Source organism: Lactobacillus sp. ESL0785 (assembly GCF_029395455.1).
Lineage (GTDB): Bacteria > Bacillota > Bacilli > Lactobacillales > Lactobacillaceae > Lactobacillus.
This window is the reverse complement of the sequence record NZ_CP113916.1, coordinates 1,133,152-1,155,717: the sequence shown is the minus strand read 5'-3', so window position 1 is coordinate 1,155,717 and position 22,566 is coordinate 1,133,152. Positions and strand designations below refer to the sequence as shown.

Genomic DNA, 22,566 nt, shown 5'->3' with positions numbered 1-22,566 from the left:
AAAGTTTTATGGACTTATTTGATCGGTTGAAAGAACTTCGTGATAAAGGTCTTGCCGAAATTGACAGGGCAAAGAGCGAAAAGAAATTGAATGATGTACGGGTAAAGCTGATTGGTCGTAAAGGCGAATTGACAGAAATCCTACATTCAATGAAAGATGTTGCACCAGAAAATAGACGTGAAATTGGTCAGCGGGTAAATAAACTTCGCGACTTATTTAACACCAAATTGGATGATGCTAAAGCAGAAATTGTTAAGGCATTAGTTGAAGAACAACTAGAAAAAGAAGAACTTGATGTAACTTTGCCGGGACGGGAAACGCATCTTGGCTCAGAGCACCCAATTAATATTATCTTGGATGATTTAGAGAAGTACTTCATTGGGATGGGTTATCAGGTAGTGCAGGGTCCAGAAATTGAAACTGATCATTATTGTTTTGAAATGATGAATTTACCTAAGGATCACCCAGCTCGTGATATGCAGGCGACTTTTTATGTTGATTCTGAAGACTTGTTACGGTCACAGACGTCAGGTGATCAAGCGCGAGTTTTAGAGAAGCATGACTTTACTAAGGGACCTTTAAAGATGGTTGGTCCCGGTAAGGTTTATCGGCGCGATGATGATGATGCAACGCACTCCCACCAATTTATGCAGATGGAGGGCTTAGTAATTGATAAAAATGTGACGATGGGCGACCTAAAAGGAACGCTGGAATTATTAACCCGGCATATCTTTGGTGAAGACCGGGAAACACGTTTGCGTCCAAGTTACTTTCCATTTACTGAACCATCAGTTGAAATGGATGTTTCCTGCTTTAATTGTGATGGTAAGGGTTGTCCAATTTGCAAGTATACCGGCTGGATTGAAGTTTTAGGTGCTGGTATGGTACACCCGAATGTGTTAGAAAATGCTGGTGTTGACTCAAATGTTTACGGTGGTTTTGCCTTTGGTGTCGGTTTGGATCGGTTTGCTATTTTGAAATATGGCATTGACGATATTCGCGACTTTTATACTAATGACGTCCGTTTCTTAGAGCAATTCCGTAAGGAGGAAAGATAATGCTAGTTTCATACAATTGGCTACAAGATTTTCTAAAATTAGATCAAGATCCCAAACAATTAGGCGAAAAAATTACCCGAACCGGTGTTGAAGTAGCTGAAGTTAAGCACCCTCAAGAAGGATTAAAGAAGTTGGTTATCGGTCATATTATTGATTGTGAGCCAATTGAGGGGACGCACCTTAACATAACTCACGTTGATGTTGGCGAAGATGAACCACATCAAATCGTTTGTGGAGCGCCGAATGTTGCCGCTGGTGAAAATGTAGTTGTTGCCTTGCCAGGTGCACGAATTGCTGACAACGTTAAGATTAAAAAGGGCAAGCTGCGCGGTTTTGAATCTAACGGCATGATTTGTGGTTTACAGGAAATTGGCTTTGCTGACAATTTAGTTCCTGAAAAATACACTGATGGGATTTATGTTTTCCCTGAAGATGCAGATATTAAACCAGGTCAAGATGCCTATGAACCTTTAGGGATGGACGACTACATTTTTGATTTTGACATTACGCCTAACCGTGCTGATACTCTGTCAATGGAGGGCTCAGCTTATGAAGTTGGCGCAATTGTTGATGAGCCAGTTAAAGTTGAAGATGTGACACTAAAAGCTGACGGTCCAGATTGGACTAAGGATTTTACTGTTGAGGTTGATCCCAAATTAGCACCTAAGTTTTATTTGCGGAAAATAACTGGGGTTAAAATTGCAGATAGTCCATTATGGTTGCAGCGTCGCTTGTGGAATGCTGGTATTCGGCCAATTAATAATGTTGTTGATGTCACTAATTACATGATGTTGTTAACGGGCCAACCAATGCACACCTATGATGCTCGGGCATTTAAGAGTGGTAAGTTGGTTGTCAGAAAGGCTAAGCAGGGTGAAAAGCTGACACTGCTTAATAACAAGGATGTTGACCTTGATCCTAATGATATTGTCATTACTGATGGTGACCGAGTAGTCATGATGGCCGGTGTCATGGGTGGCTTGAATTCAGAAATTGAAGATGATACGACTGATGTTATCTTAGAGTCAGCTGTTTTTGATCCAACTTTAATTAGAAAAGCTGCCTTGCGTCACGCTAACAGAACTGAAGCTTCTAGTCGTTATGAAAAGGGTGTTAATTGGGATGCTACGATGCGTGCTCTTGACATGGCTGCCTTGCTGCTCAGAAATGATGCGCAAGGAACAGTTTGTCAGGGTGTAATTAAGGGCAGCGATGAAAAGCATAAACCAGTTGTTATCAAAACGACAGTTTCATATATTAATAAAGTTTTGGGAACAGAAATTTCTGGTACCGAAATGGTTCATATTTTTGACCGATTGAACTTCCAAGCCGAACTTGCTGGTGATAATTTAACGGTTAATGTACCAGCAAGACGTTGGGATATTGCGATTCCTGCTGACTTAGTTGAAGAAGTTGGCCGCTTGTATGGCTATGACAATATTAAGTCGACACAGCCGGTTTTAGCAGAAACCCACGGTGGTTATTCTGCAGAAGAAACGGCATTAAGACGAATTAAGAAGGTTGCTCAAGGGCAAGGCTTAATTGAAGCAATTTCTTATTCTTTAACCTCACCGGAAAAGGCACTATCTTTTGTTAAACAGCCTAAAGAAGTTGTTAGAGTACAGATGCCACTTAATTCTAGTCGCTCAACTTTACGGCAAAATCTGTTAACGGGCTTAGTCGATGCTGCTAGTTATAACATGGCACGTAAGCAGAACCAATTAGCTCTCTATGAGCAAGGCCGTGTTTATGACCGAGAAAATGGTACTTACAATGAACATGAGCACTTAGCAGCATTATATTCGGGTAATATTTATTTTGCTAACTGGCAACATGAAGATGAAAAGGTTGATTTCTATTATGTTAAGGGTCAATTAACTAACCTGTTTACTGCAATTGGTATTAATCTTGATGATGTTGAATACCGTGCAGAAGTAATTGTGGGGATGCACCCAACAAGAACTGCGGGTATCTATATTAAAGGACAATATGTTGGTTTAATTGGGATGATTATTCCAATGATTACGATGGCTGATAAGGCACTAAATGGCTCCGAGCTATATTGCTATGAACTTGATTTGGATCAGATTATTCCGCTCATTTTACGGCCTAAGACGGTTTCAACACCGGCTCCGAAATTCCCAGCAATTGAACGTGATTTGTCAATTTTGGTTAAAAAAGAAATTACTAACAGTGAGCTTGAAAAAGTTATTTGGGCTAATGGTGGTAAGTACCTTAAGACTGTAAGAGTAATTGATGTTTACCAAGGTTCACACATTGATGATGATAAGAAGAGTTTAGCTTATAGTTTACGTTTCTTAAATGAGCAGGATACGTTGACTGATGAAGTTGTTTCTCAGGCAATGAGTGTAATTAGTACTGCCTTAACAGAAAAACTTGCAGCAAAAATTCGTTAGAGGTTGACTTTAGGCGTAGAAATTAATATCATAGACCATTGCAAAGAAAATTTAGCTTTAAGGAGTATATTTTATGCCTGAAAAATCATATCCAATGACTGCTGAAGGGAAAGCAAAGCTTGAAGCAGAACTTAAGAATTTAAAAGTTGTTAAACGTCCAGAAGTAATTGAACGAATTAAGGTTGCGCGTTCATATGGTGACTTATCGGAAAACTCAGAGTACGATGCCGCTAAGGATGAACAAAGTCATCTTGAAGATCGAATTAGTGTAGTTGAGGAAATGCTCAAATATGCGCACGTTGTTGATGCTAATGCAACTGATCCTGATGAAGTTTCTGTTGGTAAGACAGTCACTTATACTGAAGTTGGTGAAGATGATCCAGAAACTTACACGATTGTCGGTAGTGATGAATCTGACCCATTAAATGGTAAGATTTCTAACGATTCACCAATTGCCCAAGCTATTTTGGGTAAAAAGAAGGGTGACAAAGTAACAATTACAACGCCAGGCGGCAAATTTGATGTTGTCATTGATAAAGTTGAAGAATAAGATTAACAAAAAAGAGCAGCTGTTAAGGCTGCTCCTTTTTTATTGTTAAATTTAATTAGTTAGTAAAATGCCGGTAATCATTGCTTCTATCAAAAACGACACCACGGGCATTCTCACCGTTGGAAATTGAAAATTCTGCTTGCGGATATTTAGTATGAACCTTGTCTTCTAAAAAGCCCCGCAGCATCGAGTTATTAGCTAAAACTGAGCCAGTCAACGCCACTTTCATCGGTTTCGGATTGTCATAGCGATCCATGCCGATGATAATATCGCGAGCCAGCAATTCTGCTTGTTCCTTAATGACGGCAGTAGCATTTGGCTCGCCTTCATCGGCTAACTTAGCAACACTGACCGCCATTGCAGCAATTTCAGGGTTAGTCATTTGGTAAAACTTAGCAGTACCGTCAACAATATTAGTAACGCCAAGTAAATGATTAAACATTTGAATTAGATCGTTTTCTTCACGTTTGTCCCAACTAAGGAGGGCAGATTTAATTGCGGCTAAAGTAATAGCATATCCTGAACCTTCATCGCCTAAAGTAGCACCATAGCCGCCTGTTGTAATAATATGACCGTTTTGTAAGCCGTTAAAAACAGAACCAGTTCCGGCAATAACTAGTCCGCCATCAGCGCCCTCAAGTCCATTATAAAGGGCAAGGAGTGAGTCAGTTACTGCTCGTGTAGGTAGATTATTAATTTTAGCAGAAATGGTGGCAGCTACCTGTGGTGCATTGCCGATAACGGATAAGCCTGCCATACCGCATAAGACGCGCTGACAGTCACCATCGATTTGGTTAATTAACTGGTTGATTGCCTGACTGATATTAACAATTGCGTTGTCATAATCAGTATTTACTTGTCCGGGACCAGCTTCAGCGCGGCCTAGTTCTTGACCGTCTAAGTCGTAAGCAATTGCGGTCGTGTGGGTGCCGCCAGCATCAACGCCAATTTGATATTTAAGTGTCATTATTAAATCCTCTTTCTTTTTTGTTATCGTCTTCATTTTATTACAAATAGGGTAGATACAGAAGAAATTTTTAGGCTTGCTTCTTCACTTTTTGGCGGTAGCTGCTAATCTTTTAAAATTTTGCCAAAGCTCAGGGTAAGTAATAGAATTGCAGCCTAGTTTTTGTTAAAATGACTCTAGTTTAGAGAGGTTTGAATTAAGTGAAATATTCTAATAAAAATCACGGAACTGCTAATTCCAAGAATCAGTCTTCAACACCAATTAGAATGAAGATTATTTTAGGAATTATTTTTGTCTTGTTTGCAACTCTTGTGGGGCAACTGGCTTACTTGCAGTTAGATTACGGTTCGCGCTTTAAGGCGGAAGTGCAGAAGTCTAATTCGGCCGTTGTGTCCAGTCAAGTACCGCGGGGAGTAATGTATGATAGTAAGGGGCGTGTTTTGGTTGGTAACAAGGCTCAAAACGCAATTACTTATACTAAAAGTGCATCAACTACCGCAGCCCAAGTTTATTCGATTTCTAATGCTTTGAGTTATTACATTAGTTTAGATGATGAAAAACCCACTGAGCAGCAAGTAATCGATTATTATTTGGGTGACAAAAATAATAGTATCAAGGAAACAGCTAAGGTACCTAAAGCAATTAAGGCTACTGAAGATGAGGAATTGATCAATAATGCAATCGACAACCAAGTGCGCAAAGAACATATTAAGTTAACGCGGCAGCAAAAGACTGCTGCACTAATTTATAATAAAATTTCTGGTGCGTACACCTTATCAACTATTTATGTTAAGAATAAGGGTTTAACTGATAAGGAAATTGCCGAAGTGGGTGAGCATTTATCTAGTTTGCCTGGAGTTGGGATTGGAACTGATTGGCAGCGGTCATATCCTAACGGCTCATCAATTCAGAGTATTATCGGTTCTGTTTCAACAGAAAAGGCTGGGCTGCCAAGTGATAATTTACAATATTATTTAACTAACGGTTATTCACGTAATGATCGGGTGGGTACTTCCTATTTAGAAGAAGAATATGAACCGCTGTTAAAGGGAACCAAGTCAACTAGTAAGGTTTGGACTAAGACAGATGGCAACATTGAGCAGACTAAGTCAATTTATTCTGGTCAGGCTGGGGCAAGTTTAGTTTTAACCCTAGATGCTAAGTATCAAAAAGAAGTCCAGAATGCACTTAAGCAGGTGTATTCATCAGCAATTGCATCTGGAGCTGCTCATTATTCTAACGGGGCTTATGCTGTAGCAATGAATCCGCAAACGGGTGCGTTACTGGCAATGGCAGGAATTAGCCGTGATCCGAATAAAAATAAAGTAACCGATAATGCCTTAGGCGTGATTAATCAAACTTACGTTATGGGGTCAGTGGTTAAGGGTGCTATGGTCGGCGGCGGCTTAATTAACAAAGTAATTACCCCGACTAATAATACTTTGCCCGATACGCCAATTTATTTACCCGGTTCACCGATCAAAAAATCTGTTTATCCGGTTGGCACGTTTGGTGCATTAGATGCGCCAACGGCTTTGGAAGTATCTAGTAATATTTATATGATGCATTTAGCAATGAATTGGGTTCATGCTAAGTATGTACCTAAGGAATTTATTAGCATGCCGGATACGGCGTTTGACACATTGCGGCGTAATTTTAATATGTTTGGCTTAGGGCAAAAAACAGGTGTTGATTTACCCGGTGAATCTGCGGGTATTCAAGGGAAGTCCTTTAATAGCCAAGGACAAATTCTGTCGGGTTCTGTGCTTGATTTGGCTTATGGCAACTATGATGCTTATACCCCAATTCAATTGGCGCAGTACGTGTCAACGATTGCTAATGGTGGCTACCGTCTCCAGCCGTATGTTGTCCAATCAGTTGGACGCACGGCTAATGATGGTAAGAAAATTTATATTGATTATAATAAACGGCCAAATGTTCAATTACGGATTCCGTGGACACCGGATGAGCTAGATGTAATTCATCAAGGTTTTTGGCGAGTAGTTCATGGCACTAACGGTTGGGGTACAGCTCATAAGCTTAAGGATATTAAGCCTTCCATCTCAGGTAAGTCAGGGACAGCGCAGACTTTTTACTATGATCCAGATCATCCTAACCGAAAGAATCCACCAGAACTAATTAATGCAACCTTTGTGGGTTATGCCCCGTCAAATAATCCTAAATTAGCAGTTGCGGTTATTTTTCCGGGACTTGATCCCGATTTGGAGGGTTCATATACGTTGCAAATGACTAAGGCAATGGTTCAAGATTACTTCAAATTACATAAAAACTAGAAATTTAGCAATATCACTGGTAAAAACGTTAGAAAAATGCTATCATAATTCAGTCAGAATAATAAATTGTAGGTGGTGAAAGAAATGGCAGATAACATCATTTTGGAATGCACCGAATGTGGCGATAGAAGTTACTTATCTAAGAAAAACAAGCGTAAGCATCCGGAACGTTTAAGTTTGAAGAAGTATTGCCCTGTTGAAAGACACGCAACTCTTCATCGTGAAACTAAGTAATAAACCAATATGGCAGGGGCATTTTGTTCCTGCTATTTTTTGTAGTGAAAGAAATCGATGAATAAAAAAGATTTACGACAAAAACAAATAAGTCGATTGCAAGATTTTGCAAAAACTGAACAAAAAGAGCTTGAGGACCAGCAACTATTAGAAAAAATAATTGCTTGGGACGAATTGAAAAATAGTCAAACAGTTGGCGTGACTTCTTCGCTTGCTTATGAAGTTGATACTTCACGGTTAATTGCCTTACTCTGGGATCAGGGCAAGGATGTTTACTTGGCTAAAGCCTATAATAATTCAGAACGTTCTCAAGATTTTCTGTATTATAGTTATATGACTAAATTGACGACTTCTAAGTTTGGTGTTGTGGAAGTTGACGATCCGAATGCGAAAATCAATAATGACTTGGACTTAATTATTGTGCCGGGGCTTGCTTTTGCTGAAGATACACACCAACGGCTTGGCTTTGGCGGCGGTTATTATGATCGCTTCTTAGCCCAGCATCAGCAGACTAAGACGGTTGCTCTGGTAAATTCACAGATGATTTTTGATACAACTGTATGGGACGTTGAACGAACGGATGTACCGATGCAAACGATTATCACGCCCGATGCAGTCTTGTAAGTTAGCGAGGCTATAATGCAAAAACAAAGTTTTAAAGATAGTTACATGACATGGACCATTTTAATTGTTTTGTTTGTGGTCTTTTTAATCGAAACTGCCCTAGGTGGTTCACAAAATTCCGCCGTTTTAATCAAAATGGGCGCGATGAGTAATTATGCTGTGGTGGCAGGCGGTCAATGGTGGCGCTTGTTTACCGCGCAATTTTTACATATGGGGATTATGCATATTGTCTCTAATGCTGTGATGATCTATTATTTGGGCATTTATATGGAACAAATTTTGGGTCATTGGCGTTTCTTACTTGTTTATCTATTATCAGGGATTGGCGGTAACTTATTAAGTTTGGCTCTTGGTAGTGATCAGGCAATTAGTGCTGGAGCTTCAACAGCTTTGTTTGGCTTGATGGGCGCGATGACGGCAATTGGCTTGCATAATCGTGATAATCCCGTAATTGTTTATTTAGGTAAGCAGGCATTTTGGCTGGCACTAATTAATATTGGGCTTGACTTATTTGATACTAATATTGATATTCAAGGTCATATTGGTGGTTTTATTGCTGGCTGTTTGTTGGCAATTATTCTTGGTGATCGTTCAATGCAAAAATATTCAGCTAAGTCGCGGTTTGTTGCTGGCGGAATTTTGCTTGTTTATTTGGTTGCAACGGTTAGAATGGGCATGGTTATCAGATTTTAATGAAGACTTTGTATGATGTTCAGCAGCTCCTTGAAAAGTATGGTGTCTTAGTGCATGTTGGTAAACGCATTTGGGACATTGAGCTGATGGCACTTGAGCTTGATAATATTAACAGATCACAGTTAATTAGTAAGCATGATTACTTAATTGCTAAAATGATTTTACGGCGCGAGCATGAGTATGAAGAACGCAAAGAAAAAGAAAAGCATAGAAGCTAGAATAATTTAGTAGTAAAATTATTCTATTAAGTTTATTTAGAAAAGAGTTAAGTCGATGTCAACCTTTTTAATTATTTTGGATACGGTATTAGTTGTTGTCATTTTGGCTTTTGTCGCAGTTTGGCTTTGGAATAAAATTCAGACTAAGCGGCTAGGCAATGGTGACCTGACTAATGAAGAATTTAATCAAGGAATGCGTAAGGCACAGATTGTTGATTTACGGGAAAAAGCACCGTTTAAAAGAAAGCACATTGATGGTGCCCGCAATGTTCCTTACACTACGTTAAAATATCAATATAATGAGCTCCGAGCTGATTTGCCGGTTTATTTGTACTCAGATTCTTTAACTGTAACCTTACGTGCAGCCCGCTTTTTACAAAAAAAGAAGTTTACTTCTATTAAATGGTTAAAGAACGGTTTTGATGAGTGGAATGGTCGCACTAAAACATCTAAATATTAAGTAAAAAACATGTTTGACGCACTTTCGCAAACGTGTTTTTTACTTTTAGAAAGATAATAAGGAATAATAAAGATGCAGAAAGTAGTAGCAATTGTAGGACCGACGGCAATTGGTAAGACCAGTTTGGCAATTAAGCTAGCACAAAAGTTAAATGCAGAGATTGTTTCTGGTGATTCTATGCAGGTTTACCAAGAAGTTGCAATTGGAACGGCCAAGGCAACGCCAGAAGAACAAGCACAAGTTAAGCATTACTTAGTTGACACGCAGTCGGTTTTTTCGTCGTATTCAGTTAAGGACTTTGTTGAGCAGGCACAGGTGGCAATTAATGAAATTACTGCTAAAGGGAAATTACCAGTACTAGTTGGTGGAACGGGATTTTATGTTAATGCATTACTTAATCAAATGCAGCTAGGTGAAAAGCAGGTACATGAAACAGCGGTTGCATCTGAATGGCAAGAATTTTTGCGGGAACATGATTCGGCAACATTATGGCAAGAATTAAATAAGCGTGACCCTGCTGCAGCTAATAAAATCCCCCCTGCTAATTCGCGGCGTGTCTTACGCGCACTAACAGTAATTGCAAGAACTGGTCAAAAATTTTCCGAGCAGCAAACGGAGATTAAGCCCCGTTATGACTATTTGATTATTGGTCTTAATTCTGATCGTCAGGAAATCTACCGCCGCATTAATTTGCGGGTTGATCAGATGATGCAACAAGGAATGCTTAACGAAGCTAAATTTGTTTATCAAAATCGGGCGCGTGAATACCAGGTCTTGCAGGCAATCGGCTACAAAGAATTTTTTCCATATTTTGCTGGTGAAAAAAGTTTGTCAGCGTGTGTTACCCAGCTAAAAACGGCTTCTCGCCGCTATGCTAAACGGCAGTTGACTTATTTTCGAAATCAATTACCTTGTTATTGGTTTGATCCTCTGAATGATCAAGAATGTATTACAAAGATAGAACAGAAAGTTGAGGAATGGCTTCATGAATAATTGGCCAAAAGAATTACAAGAAATTGTGAAAGAAATTGATGCGCAAATTGCGCCACAGTTAGCAAAAATTGATGATAATGTTTTTTATAATCAAAATAAAGTTTTGCAGGCATTTAAGGATAAGGCAGTTGCTGAAGCTGACTTACTAGGGACAACCGGCTATGGTTCAGATGATTCTGGTCGCGATAAGCTTGACCGAATTTATGCGCAGATTTTTAAGACAGAAGATGCATTGGTACGGTCACAATTTGTATCGGGTACGCATACGATCGCAACAGCGATGGCGGGCAATTTGCTGCCGGGAGATGAATTAACTTATCTTACAGGGATGCCTTATGATACTTTGCAACAGGTTATCGGTGTTGCTGGTGACGGTCGTGGTAGCTTAAAAGCATATGGGGTTAAGTTTTCACATGTTGACTTAAAGGATGGTGCAGTGGATTATGAGGCTGCACGTAAATTATTAAGTGCACATCAGCCTAAAATGGTTGTTATTCAGCGTTCACGCGGTTATGACACGCGGCAAAGTTTTACCGTAGCTAAGATTAAGTCAATGATTAAGATGATCCGTGAAGTTAGTCCAAATAGTATCATTATGATTGATAATTGTTACGGTGAATTTTCAGAAAAGCATGAGCCTACTGAATATGGTGCTGATTTGATGGCGGGATCATTAATTAAAAACGCTGGAGGTGGTCTTGCTAAGATTGGTGGCTATGTTGTCGGTAAACATGAGTTAATTGAAAATACGGCTGCGCGGCTGACTGCTGGTGGTATTGGTCGTGAAGAGGGTGCTAGCCTTAATAATAATTTGGATTACTTTGAAGGCTTGTTCATTGCTCCTAACACAACTGGTAATGCTATTAAGGGAGCAATTTACTCTTCTGCTTTGCTTGCTAGAATGGGTGAAGAAGTGACACCAACATGGGATGAAGACAGAACTGACTTAATTCAGACTGTGATTTTTCATAATCAAGACAAGATGATCAAATTTGCAAAGGTTTTACAGGAAAATTCTCCGGTTAATTCCTTTGTTGATCCGATTCCTAGTCATGATACGGGTTATGAAGATAAGGTGATTATGGCTGATGGTTCCTTCATTGATGGTGCCAGTATTGAATTTTCTGGTGATGGTCCCATTCGTCCGCCATACGCAATTTATATGCAGGGTGGTTTAACTTATGCCCATGTTAAAATTGCGATAACTAATGCAGTTAACGAATTATTTTTCAAAAATTAAGGTCTTATTTAATTAAGTAAAAGTTTGTTAAAGGTTACATTATTTTTACTAGACCACTTTGACTTTTGGCAAGGGGTCTGCTATCGTGTTAATCAGATTTATAGCAGGCTAAGGAAGCTCTGCTTGAATCAGACCAATTATTATACAATTTGAGTTTTTTAGGTGGAAAAATGGTAAAGAAAATTACAGCAGATGATATTAGAAAGAGCGTCGCTGATAATGACGTTCGCTTTTTACGCTTGGCGTTTACCGACATTAATGGTACTTTAAAGGCCGTTGAAGTGCCGAATAGTCAACTTGAAAAGGTATTAACGAATGATATTCGCTTTGATGGTTCTTCAATTGATGGCTTTGTTCGCTTAGAAGAAAGCGACATGGTATTGTATCCTGACTTTTCAACTTGGGCAGTATTGCCTTGGAGTGATCAACAAGGTGGTAAGATTGGGCGACTAATTTGTTCTGTACATACAACGGATGGTAAGCCATTTGCTGGAGATCCGCGCAATAATTTGAAGCGGATTATTGAGCAAATGCGGGCAATGGGCTTTTCTGACTTTAATATTGGCTTTGAAGCTGAATTTCACTTACTTAAACTAAATGAAAATGGTGATTGGACTACACAAGTACCAGATCATGCTTCATATTTTGATATGACCTCAAATGATGAAAGTGCTAGTTGTCGGCGTGATATTGTTGAAACGTTGGAAAGTATCGGTTTTGAAGTTGAAGCTGCTCACCATGAAGTTGGTGATGGTCAACAAGAAATTGATTTTAAATTTGATAATGCTTTGACAACTGCTGATCGAGTACAGACTTTTAAAATGGTTGTTCGTGAGGTTGCTAAGAAGCATAATTTATTTGCAACTTTCATGGCTAAACCATTGCAAGGTGAAGCTGGTAACGGGATGCATACTAATATGTCATTATTTAAAAATGGTAAAAATGCTTTTTATGATCCGAATAATAAATTCCATCTGTCTAACACGGCACTTTACTTCTTAAATGGTATTTTGACGCATGCACGAGCAATTACAGCTGTGGGTAATCCAACTGTTAACTCGTATAAACGTTTAATTCCTGGTTTTGAAGCACCAGTTTATATTTCTTGGGCCTCAAAGAATCGTTCACCAATGGTGCGGATTCCATCAGCTGAAGAGATTAATACCAGATTGGAGATGCGGTCAGCTGATCCAACTGCTAATCCATATTTACTGTTGGCAGCTTGCTTAGCCGCTGGTTTAGATGGCATTAAGAAGGAAGAAATGCCAATGGCTCCAATTACTTCTAACTTGTTTGAAATGAGTGAAGAAAAACGTTCAGAATTAGGAATTAAGCCATTACCAGCAACTTTACATAGTGCTCTTAAGTCCTTTAAGGCAGATAAACTGATTCAAGATGCATTAGGTGAACACTTATCTAAGAGTTTTATTTCTTCTAAGGAATTTGAATGGGCTCAATATACTCAAACTGTTTCTGATTGGGAACGTAATCGTTACATGAATTATTAAAAACCAATTTAAACTTCGAGTTATTTTAGTCTAGTTGCTAAAGCAGCAGCTAAGTCTTTATTTTAAGCATATGATTGCGGTTGCAATCATATGCTTTTTGTTTTCTACTAAGAACTAGACCAATTGTAAATTTCAAAAAAATAATTCTCTTTTGTACTATCAGATAACCAAAATATCTTAAGGGGAGGTGGTTAATTTATTAAAAATTAACTTTTTTGATTATGTTAGTTATTTAAAAATTGAAAATTATTAAGAATTAGTCATTGGACTAGAGCTCAAAATGATTAGAAAATCGAAAAAATAACATATTTATTTAGACTGATTTGTTAATGCTTTACACGAGTTTTTGATAAAATTATCATATAATATATAGCTATTTAAAAGTTGGAGATCCAAAAAAATCACTAAATAAGTTTGTTATTATTTAACACCCAAGTAATCACATGTTTTATGAGGGCGATAATAATTATTGCCAGCTACATAATAATTATGTTATTCAAATTTTAATTTCTTATTTACATAACATAAAGGGCTTAGAAAAGGTGATTTTAAGCCAAAAGTTGGTGAAAATAAAATTTAAATCTAGTTGCAAAAAGTTAAAAAAGTGTTATTCTATTTTTAGAAGCGATTTAGTACTGTCAATGCTATAATTTAATCTAATTGATTTTATGTTATTTTTAATCTAGTTACATAATGATAATCAGTTTATCTGCTTCTGAGTTTATACCAATTTTTTTGCGGTATTTTATTGACATATTTTGGTAATTTGATTACTATGGTTATGTAATTCATATAGTTATTTACTATAACTAAGAAAGAGAGGAATTATGTTAGGAAAAAACAATTTTAATGAGAGGTTAAGACAAATAGAAAATGAATCTAAGCAAGATCATTTTTCTATTCGTAAATTAACCATTGGAGCAGCATCTGTATTGATCGGCTTAACTTTTGCAGGGTTGAATTCACAAACTGCTAAAGCTGATACAGTTTCGCCAGATGCACAAGCTACAGAGGTATCAGGAAAGCAAACTGATAGTAGTGCCACAGACACTACAAAGGCAGACCAAAAAGCAGCTCCAAGTGCCACTAACACTGAAGCTGCTTTAAACAAAACTAAGAAAGATTCTAAATCAGATTTATCTTCATATAAAGGTTTAAACTCTTTCTTAAAAGATGCTAATAGTAGTGATACAGCATCGAATACTAACACTACTAATGACAATAATACAGCAACATCAAATGGACCTCAAGTAAGTGACCCTAACACTGCTGATGTTCGTGATGCTCAGAATTTCCTTACTGCTATGGCTAACAGTGACTATACGACTGTTAACTTGCTTACTGATGTTGATATTCCAAGCGGTATTACTGATTGGAAGGTTCCAGTTATCGGCGGTAATGTTGGTCTTGGCCAAATTGGTGTTAAGGGTAATAAAGTTATTAACGGTAATGGTCACACCTTAAAACTGAACAATAATCAATTAAGTGGTAACATCATTCAAAGTGGTAAATTGCCAAGCGTAACCTTTAATAATATTACAATTGAAGGTACAGGATCTTATATGGCAGACTTGCCAATTATTGATGGTTACCCTTGGACTACATTAGGTGATTTCAGTAATATTAACTTGAATAATGTTCACACTAGTGGTATTACCTTTGGTGGTGGCTTAGATGCAAGTCTTATTAGCAGTAAAGTTAATATTTCTGGCACTACTACGATTGATTACAATGGTAATGACAAGAATTCTAAGAATTCAACATTATTTGATGGTAATGTCACTATTGCTGATGGTGCCAATGTTAAGATTAATGCAGCAAACTTAATTCAAGTCTTCAATGGTGAAGCGATGAATGACATCAGTAATATAATTCCAGATTGGAATCAAATTAAGTCTGATGGCTTATGGAATGCTATTTCCAATGTTAGACTTGGTTCTAGATTTGCTATTGGTAAGAACGCTAATGTTAATGTAAACCTTGATTCAACAGTAACTCGTTTATGTGATTCAGCTTTGCTTAACATTGATGTTGCTAATGGTGCAACTTTCAAGATGGTTGATAATGCACCTGCAATTGCCTCACCAATACTTGATGCAACTGCTAACTGGGTATTTTTGACTGCTAATAGTCCTAAGTCAATTAAGATTATTACAACTAACCCAGATCTTGATCGACCACAGGTTACTTATGTTGGTACCGATATTTCTGGTAACTTAGGTATGTCTGATGCTGCTAAGGGTAGAAACTGGACATTTACTGCTCAGAATTCTAACTTAATTGCATTAACTAATTACTTTAATTTGGGTGATCCAATTAACGATATTCTAAGTACTATCCTCCCACAACTTAACTTAACTGGCTTTAACACTACTTTGAAAGATAACTACCCAACTCCAGTAGCTGATATTCCAACTAAGGGTAAGGCATCAAAAGCTTATGCTGCTATGAGTACGGCAAAAGATTTCCGTGATTATGCTTCATACCTGAATGGTCCATTGTTTAATGCCTCTAGCCTGCCAATTGTTGGTGGTGTAGCTGGTGATGCAATTAACAAGCTGCTTGGAATTAATACTGTTCCAGGTCTTGAAATTGGTACTGACTTAGATGACGTCTTAATTAAGACTGGTGCTGGCAGATTTAATGTTTCTGCTAATAAGCAAACTGTTGCTAAGGATGAAACTTCTATTGGTTCAGCTGCTAATATTATTTCAGTAGTTGATTCTAAGACTGGTGAATACGCTACTCTTAATGATTTGACTAATAAGAAAGTAGTTATTGGTGTTGCTTGGATGCCTGGTAAAGCGATGGCATCTGATGGCTCTATCATTGATGGTGGTGTAGTAACTAGAAATGACGGCCATCTTGATAAGACTGTTGGTAATACTACTGCCAATGAATTGGGTAATGCAGTTGCTATTGTAACTTATGCTGATGGTACTAAGGACTTTGTTCCAGTACAAGTCCAAGTTAATGACGATGCAACTGGTAGCAATACAGACAATGGCTCAACCGGTTCTAACGGCTCAACTACTTCAAACGGTAGTAACGGTTCTAACGGCTCAACTACTTCAAACGGCAGCAATGGTTCTAACGGTTCAACTACTTCAAACGGTAGCAATAGTTCAAATAGCTCAACTAGTTCCAATGGTGGTGGTTCTTCGACTAATGGAAATACACCTGCACCAAATCCTGCACCTACTAACACTTCAACTGGTTCTAACGGTTCAAATACTTCTAATCCTTCAACTGGTTCAGATAATTCAAGTCAACCAGCTGTTCAAAAGAAGATTCAACATGATGCTTATGTTTACGATGCTAATGGTTCTCACACCACTAACAAGTACAAGGCTGGTACCAAGGTTGATACTTATGGTACAAAGAGTATTAATGGTCGCAAGTATTACAGCTTAGGTGATAGTAAGTACATTATTGCTTCTAATATTGACGGTACTAAGAGAAAGCTGAAGCGCAGTGCTTATGTTTATAAGAACAACGGTAAGAAGCGTGCTAGCAAGAAGGCCTTGAAGAAGGGTAAATATGTTAAGACTTATGGTACGGCTGTTAAGCGCCATGGCAAGTCATTTTACATCATTGGTGCAAATAAACTTGTTAAGAAAGCTAACTTTCGTTAATAACTAATATTTATAATCCTTTCTATATTATTAAAATAGCATATACATGAGAAAAGATCGTTTGATTATTTATCAAGCGATCTTTTTATTTTGTCTTGAATTTCTTCATGAACATAATTTGTTGTTGGCTGATAGTCAAGGACGCAGAATACCTAGCATTATTTTACAAGCTGGTTCGATTGTTCCGGTTTATGAAACGAAGGTTATTGCTGTGAACAGTTATTATGCACTGACAAATGACCTTAACCTTGCAACCAGTGATGTTCAAGGTTGTATGCGGTGGTTGAAGCATCGTGCACTGCTATATGACAGTCATGGTAAACGTATTTATCATAAAAAAGCTTTGAAAGCACATCAAATGGTAAAAACTTATGGTGAACCAAGTAAAATTCACGGTCAACACTATTTTCAAATTGGACGTAAGCGCTGGTTAAAAGTGGGTAATTTTGCTAATGGGCACAATTATCTACACCTTAAAAAATCTAATATTGAGCCTGGTAAGCGTTTAATTACACATGCAGCATATCTATATGATATCAATGGTAAACACCAAAATAAGGTAATTTTAGCTGCAAAAACACGCGTAAATGTTGAAGGTACTAAAAAGATAAAAGGTAATACTTTAGTTGATATTGGGAGTGGCTATTATATTAATGCAGCTAATATTGAATAGCTAAAAGTAGCTTGATCATCAGATCAAGCTACTTTTTTGTGTATTGAGAACAATAGATAGTTTTAATGTTAATCTAAATTTATCAAAGCATTAATTAACTTCGTTAGAAGTGGTAAAATTAAAGTATTAATAATTTAGGTGAGGTAAAAAGTGATACATAAAAAATCAATTTATACTAAAGATGTTATATTAGTAATGGCAGCATCGTTTTTCTTTATGTTTAGTACGATGTTTGTCAATCCGTTAATCAATGGGTATGCCAAAAGTTTGGGTGCTAGTAGTGCTTTTGCCGGTATTATTGTTGGTATCATGAGTATTGCGGCGATGTTTTTACGACCAATTGCTGGTAATTTAACTGATAAATTTTCTAAATACCGCTTATCATTAATTGGCGGTATTTTAATTTTTGTTGGTGTAACGGGTTATGTAGTTGCGCCAAAAAGTAGTTGGCTACTCTTATTTCGGTTAATTAATGGTGCTGGCTATGTTTTAGACACTGTTTGCATGACAACTTGGTTGGCGTTTTTGGTTCCGCGGGAACATGTCGGTGAGGCAATGGGCTTTTATGGTTTGATGAATGCACTAGCAATGGCAGTAGCTCCAGCATTAGCAATTAATGTTTATCAAAAAACAGGTTATCGCTTAGCAATTATTGCTTCAGCAGTTTCTTCTTTTTTGATGATCATTACTATTCAATTTGTTGGTAATCGCGCCAAACCTAAAAATAAAGCAAAAGAAGCAATTTCTTTTAAACATTTCAAAATTATTGAGATGAAAGATCTTCCGATTGCTTTGCTTACAACTTTATTTGCGTTTCCGTATTTTGCAACTCAGGCAGATTTAGTAACGTATACTGAGGAGCGACATTTGAGTGTGGCTGTTGGGTCGTATTTCCTTATTTATGCCGTAGTTTTACTTGTTATTAGAATTGGCTTAAAGAATTTATTTGATACGGTTCGTTTTGGTATTTGGTTTTGGCTAAGTACTGCGGGGACAGCAATTTATATTTTGCTTTTAGCTTTTATGAAAAATAACTGGGAAATGGCATTGGCAGCTTGTGGAATGGCAGTTGGCTATGGCGTCATTTATTCGGTCTTGCAGTCTACGGCACTCTTACTGGCACCAATCAATGAGCAAGGTTTGGCCAGCAGTACCTTTTATTTGGGGTTAGATGTTGGGATGTCATTTGGCCCGATTATTATGGGTTTTGTTAATGACATGCTACCAATTAAGTACTTTTATTTGGTTCAACTACTTATTATTCCACTAGTAATTATTATTTATCTGCGTTATCGCAAGCGATTGAATAATGCAATTAAGCAGCATTAATTAATGAGCAGGCTTTGCCTGCTTTTTAATTTTATCTGAATAAAATTTTAAAAATAAATTACATAAAGATAAGATTTTTTGAATAATTAGCGAAAAAGGTCCATAATAGTAAGGTCTATTTTGAAAAGGAGCTACTATTTATGGATAAAAAACAGCCGAATAAAATTACACTTGGTACGTTAATTTTAATGATCTTTTCGTCCATTTTTGGATTCAGTAATTCACTAACGGCGTATTACCAAATGGGTTATGCAAGTATTATTTGGTATGTGATTGCAGCAATCCTGTTCTTTCTGCCGTCTGCATTAATCTTTGCGGAGTATGGTGCGTCTTTTAAGGGCGTCAAGGGTGGTATCTTCTCTTGGCTTGAAGAATCAGCTAATGAGAAGGTGGCGTTTGTAGGGACCTTTATTTGGTTAGCTGCTTGGGTTGTATGGCTGGTTTCTTCCACGCAATTTTTCCTGGTTGCGCTGTCAACCTTAATTTCGGGTAAAGACATGACGCAAACGTGGCATTTGGGCTTCTTGTCATCAACACAACTCTTAGGTGTTCTTGAAGTTGCCTTCATGGTAATTGTCACGTTCTTTGCTGCCAAAGGGATTGATAAGATTACTGCCGTTGATAAAGTTGGCGGGGCTTTTGCAATTATCATTGCTTTAGGCTTCATGTTGGCGTCACTAGTAGTCTTTGCCGTTAGTCATGGGCATTTTGCTGAACCAGTTACAGCAATGAATTTTACTAAGTCGCCTAATCCAGCCTTTCAGACACCAGTTGCGGTATTATCATTTATTGTTTACGCGCTATTTGCTTATGGTGGCCTTGAAACTTCGGCTGGGGTCATTGATTCAGTTGACAAGCCTGAGAAGACTTTCCCCAAGGCCATGATGGGAGCAATGGCTCTGATGACTGGTCTTTATGTAATTAATATTTTAATGTGTGGTATTTCAACCAATTGGACTGCTATTCTGGGTGCAAAAAATGTCAATATTGCCAATATGGAATATGTGTTAGTCAACAATTTGGGAATTGTGATGGGTCACAGTATGGGCTTATCGCAATCTGCTACATTGGCATTAGGGACGATTTTTTCCCGTCTTGCTGGTTTAGCTGACGTTTTATCTGGAATTTCCGCAGCTTTCTTAATGGTTTATTCACCAATTAAGTCCTTTATTGAGGGTTGTGATGCGCGGCTGTTACCTAAAAAATTAGTAAAATTGAACAAGCATAATATGCCTGAACGGGCAATGTGGGCACAAGCAGCGCTTATTAGTGTCATTATCTTGTTTATTTCCTTTGGTGGTAATGCTGCGGGACAATTTTACACGATTTTAATGGATATGATGAACGTTTCTTCAACTGTACCGTATCTGTTCTTGATTGGGGTATTTCCGTTCTTCAAGATGAAGAAGGATATTGATCGACCATTTGTCTTTATCAAAGGTAAAGGCAAAGTATGGGCAGTAACAATTGTTGTCTGGCTGGTTGTTGCCATGGGAATTATCTTTACTTGTGTTGAGCCAATGCTGTCTGGAGACTATATGACGTCGTTCTGGACGGCAATTGGACCAGTTGCCTTTGGTGTCATTGCTTATGTCTATTACACTTATCGTGAACATCATGATGCAAAATTTTAAAAAATATCTATATTTGATCTGAATCCTGAAGTTAGTTTAACTAACTTTGGGATTTTGCTATGGCTAAGTTAGTTAAACAAGATAAATTTCTAATAAAAATATATAAAACAAATAAGGAGAATAATAATGGATTTTAGGATATATATTGCCTTATTTCCAACGGTTTTTATGTTCCATGAATTAGAAGAAATTTTATTCTTTAAGAATTACAGAAAACTAATAAATAATAAAGTGCCTAAAATGTTCAAAGGTAACTATTTGAAAAAATATCTTAATTTATCGTCAACAACATTTATTTTTACAATATTTGAAGAATATATAATTTTAGTATTGATTACTTGGATTACGTTACTTAAAATTTCATACTTAGAATTTTATGTATCTCTGATGTTGGCATATAACTACCATATTTTAGGACATATAATTCAATCAATTATAGTTAAATCTTATGTACCAGGACTTATTTTTGGTATAGCTAGTAGTATAGTTAGTATCTATTGGATAAGTGCGATGCCAGTACATAATTGGTCTTTTGTTTTATATTGTTCAGTTATAATACTAGTTTTAATTTTTGTGAATATACAAATTTGCTTTAAAATAGGTAAGAAAATTATTAATCGGAAAAGATAAAAAACACAGGTATTTTTACCTGTGTTTTTGGGATTAAAGTTACTTATCTTGATTAAATTTTTTGCCCCATTGCCAAGGGTCTTCATGCCAAGTTTTAAGTGCATCATATTCAGCTTCCGTGATGTAATTCAATTCTTTTTCTTTTGCTAGCAGTTCTGGATAAGAAAGTAGGGGATTGAAGGCAACGTTGGCTGCCGCAAAATTTTGCTTTGCGTCTGGTAGATAATAAGTAAAAATGGAACTGACACCAATAACATTGCCGCCTTCGTTTTGGGTTGCCTTAACTGCATTTAAGACGGAACCGCCGGTGGTAATTAAATCATCAATCAAGACAATTTTTTCTTGGTCAGTAAAGCGACCTTCGATTTGACGGCCTTTGCCATGATCTTTAGGCTTTGGTCGGACGTAAATCATTGGCAATTCAAGTTTAGCTGCGACCAATGCAGCATGAGGAATACCAGCAGTTGCAACACCGCCAATAATTGTAACGTCTGGGAACTTAGCTTTAATTAAGGTAGCTAAGTCACTGGCAATCCAATCGCGCAAGTCAGGATAAGAGACTGTCAGGCGTAAATCGGTATAGATGGGTGAAAGCATACCGCTTGCGTAAGTGAATGGCTTGTTAGGTGATACCGTAATGATTTTTTCGGCGATTAATTTGGCAATAATTTGTTCTTGATGCATGTTAGTTAAACTCCTTCTTAATTGCTTGATAGGCCATTTGTGGATTAGCAGCTTGAGTAATCGGGCGACCAACAACAATTGCGCTGGCACCGTATTCTTTTGCCTCTTTTGGCGTAGCGACACGTTTTTGGTCGCCATTACTAGTTTGAGCAGGTCTAATTCCCGGCGTAACATAGAGAAAGTCAGAGCCAATTTGTGACCGGAGATTTTCAACTTCTAGTGGCGAACAGATAACACCATCAGCACCAGCTTTTTGGGCGGTTTGGGCAAGGCTTACAACTTGTTCATTCATTGGCAGTTGACAATTTTGCTCATCTTGCAGAATTGAATCAGAAATTGAGGTTAATTCTGTCACTGCTAAGAGTTTAGGTACACTTTGACCAGCTGGTGTACCAGCAATTAAGCCGTCTTTGGCAGCCTTAATCATTTCACTCCCACCTAGGGCATGAATAGTAATGCAAAATACGTTAAGCTTAGCTAATTGCTTGGCAGCATGATAAACGGTGTTAGGAATGTCATGTAATTTTAAATCCAAGAAGATGTGGTATCCTTGTTCGCTTAATTTTTTAACTAGGGTACTTCCAGAATGATAAAAAAGCTCCATACCAATTTTTAAGTAAGTTTCTTGCGCTGCACCAAGCTTTGGCAAAAGTTGTGCAACTTCTTGCTCGTTAGCATAATCTAGGGCGACGAAAACTGCTTTTTCCATTGCAAACCTCCAAAAA

20 protein-coding genes are annotated in these 22,566 nt (G+C 37.6%); 17 read left to right on the top strand and 3 right to left on the bottom strand.

Annotated elements, in window-relative coordinates:
• The first annotated feature begins 8 nt into the window (after window positions 1-8).
• The 3 genes from pheS (at window position 9) to greA (ending at window position 4,025) form a co-directional block, all read left to right on the top strand.
• Window positions 9-1,058, top strand: a complete 1,050-nt coding sequence (gene pheS, locus OZY43_RS05455) for a phenylalanine--tRNA ligase subunit alpha (RefSeq protein ID WP_277166364.1) — start codon at window positions 9-11, stop codon at window positions 1,056-1,058.
• On the top strand, window positions 1,058-3,475 hold the full coding sequence (gene pheT / locus OZY43_RS05450) for a phenylalanine--tRNA ligase subunit beta (protein WP_277164068.1): 2,418 nt from the start codon (window positions 1,058-1,060) through the stop codon (window positions 3,473-3,475). Before pheS ends, pheT begins: the two co-directional genes overlap by 1 nt.
• 73 nt (window positions 3,476-3,548) lie before the next feature.
• Complete coding sequence (gene greA, locus OZY43_RS05445) at window positions 3,549-4,025, top strand: transcription elongation factor GreA (RefSeq protein WP_277164067.1); 477 nt, start codon at window positions 3,549-3,551, stop codon at window positions 4,023-4,025.
• A gap of 55 nt (window positions 4,026-4,080) precedes the next feature.
• Here the strand turns inward: greA and OZY43_RS05440 are convergent, their stop codons facing one another.
• Window positions 4,081-4,992 carry a BadF/BadG/BcrA/BcrD ATPase family protein gene (locus OZY43_RS05440; RefSeq protein WP_277164066.1) on the bottom strand — a complete coding sequence of 304 codons (912 nt, stop codon included), beginning with the start codon at window positions 4,990-4,992 and terminating at the stop codon, window positions 4,081-4,083.
• A gap of 200 nt (window positions 4,993-5,192) precedes the next feature.
• Between OZY43_RS05440 and OZY43_RS05435 the strand changes: the two genes are divergently transcribed.
• From OZY43_RS05435 to OZY43_RS05370, 14 genes are all read left to right on the top strand, one after another.
• Window positions 5,193-7,286, top strand: a complete 2,094-nt coding sequence (locus OZY43_RS05435) for a penicillin-binding protein 2 (protein ID WP_277164065.1) — start codon at window positions 5,193-5,195, stop codon at window positions 7,284-7,286.
• An 84-nt stretch (window positions 7,287-7,370) separates the two neighbouring features.
• Window positions 7,371-7,520, top strand: a complete 150-nt coding sequence (gene rpmG, locus OZY43_RS05430) for a 50S ribosomal protein L33 (RefSeq protein WP_172999151.1) — start codon at window positions 7,371-7,373, stop codon at window positions 7,518-7,520.
• 57 nt (window positions 7,521-7,577) lie between these two features.
• Complete coding sequence (locus OZY43_RS05425; RefSeq protein ID WP_277164064.1) at window positions 7,578-8,144, top strand: 5-formyltetrahydrofolate cyclo-ligase; 567 nt, start codon at window positions 7,578-7,580, stop codon at window positions 8,142-8,144.
• A 15-nt stretch (window positions 8,145-8,159) separates the two neighbouring features.
• Entirely contained in the window at window positions 8,160-8,837 is a 678-nt protein-coding gene (locus OZY43_RS05420) for a rhomboid family intramembrane serine protease (protein ID WP_277164063.1), read from the top strand.
• Window positions 8,837-9,055 carry a YqgQ family protein gene (locus tag OZY43_RS05415; protein ID WP_277164062.1) on the top strand — a complete coding sequence of 73 codons (219 nt, stop codon included), beginning with the start codon at window positions 8,837-8,839 and terminating at the stop codon, window positions 9,053-9,055. Before OZY43_RS05420 ends, OZY43_RS05415 begins: the two co-directional genes overlap by 1 nt.
• A gap of 55 nt (window positions 9,056-9,110) precedes the next feature.
• Complete coding sequence (locus OZY43_RS05410) at window positions 9,111-9,515, top strand: rhodanese-like domain-containing protein (RefSeq protein WP_277164061.1); 405 nt, start codon at window positions 9,111-9,113, stop codon at window positions 9,513-9,515.
• Between the two features lie 72 nt (window positions 9,516-9,587).
• On the top strand, window positions 9,588-10,508 hold the full coding sequence (gene miaA, locus OZY43_RS05405) for a tRNA (adenosine(37)-N6)-dimethylallyltransferase MiaA (RefSeq protein ID WP_277164060.1): 921 nt from the start codon (window positions 9,588-9,590) through the stop codon (window positions 10,506-10,508).
• Complete coding sequence (locus OZY43_RS05400; RefSeq protein WP_277164059.1) at window positions 10,501-11,748, top strand: methionine gamma-lyase family protein; 1,248 nt, start codon at window positions 10,501-10,503, stop codon at window positions 11,746-11,748. The genes miaA and OZY43_RS05400 overlap by 8 nt, the downstream gene beginning before the upstream one ends.
• Before the next feature lie 170 nt (window positions 11,749-11,918).
• Window positions 11,919-13,256, top strand: coding sequence for a type I glutamate--ammonia ligase (glnA, locus tag OZY43_RS05395; RefSeq protein WP_277164058.1), 1,338 nt, complete (start codon window positions 11,919-11,921; stop codon window positions 13,254-13,256).
• Window positions 13,257-14,083: 827 nt separating this feature from the next.
• Window positions 14,084-16,891 carry an SLAP domain-containing protein gene (locus OZY43_RS05390; protein WP_277164057.1) on the top strand — a complete coding sequence of 936 codons (2,808 nt, stop codon included), beginning with the start codon at window positions 14,084-14,086 and terminating at the stop codon, window positions 16,889-16,891.
• A 46-nt stretch (window positions 16,892-16,937) separates the two neighbouring features.
• Window positions 16,938-17,564, top strand: coding sequence for an SLAP domain-containing protein (locus OZY43_RS05385; RefSeq protein ID WP_277164056.1), 627 nt, complete (start codon window positions 16,938-16,940; stop codon window positions 17,562-17,564).
• A gap of 150 nt (window positions 17,565-17,714) precedes the next feature.
• A complete protein-coding gene (locus OZY43_RS05380; protein WP_277164055.1) occupies window positions 17,715-18,893 on the top strand; it encodes an MFS transporter in 1,179 nt (392 codons plus the stop codon).
• Between the two features lie 140 nt (window positions 18,894-19,033).
• A complete protein-coding gene (gene yjeM / locus OZY43_RS05375) occupies window positions 19,034-20,527 on the top strand; it encodes a glutamate/gamma-aminobutyrate family transporter YjeM (RefSeq protein WP_277164054.1) in 1,494 nt (497 codons plus the stop codon).
• 126 nt (window positions 20,528-20,653) lie between these two features.
• Complete coding sequence (locus OZY43_RS05370; RefSeq protein WP_277164053.1) at window positions 20,654-21,157, top strand: HXXEE domain-containing protein; 504 nt, start codon at window positions 20,654-20,656, stop codon at window positions 21,155-21,157.
• A gap of 39 nt (window positions 21,158-21,196) precedes the next feature.
• Here OZY43_RS05370 and pyrE read toward each other — a convergent pair whose 3' ends face one another.
• Together pyrE and pyrF are read right to left on the bottom strand one after the other, a co-directional pair.
• Window positions 21,197-21,841, bottom strand: a complete 645-nt coding sequence (pyrE, locus tag OZY43_RS05365) for an orotate phosphoribosyltransferase (protein WP_277164052.1) — start codon at window positions 21,839-21,841, stop codon at window positions 21,197-21,199.
• Window position 21,842: 1 nt separating this feature from the next.
• Window positions 21,843-22,550: an orotidine-5'-phosphate decarboxylase gene (gene pyrF / locus OZY43_RS05360; protein WP_277164051.1), complete on the bottom strand. Its 708-nt coding sequence runs from the start codon at window positions 22,548-22,550 to the stop codon at window positions 21,843-21,845.
• Window positions 22,551-22,566: the final 16 nt, after the last annotated feature.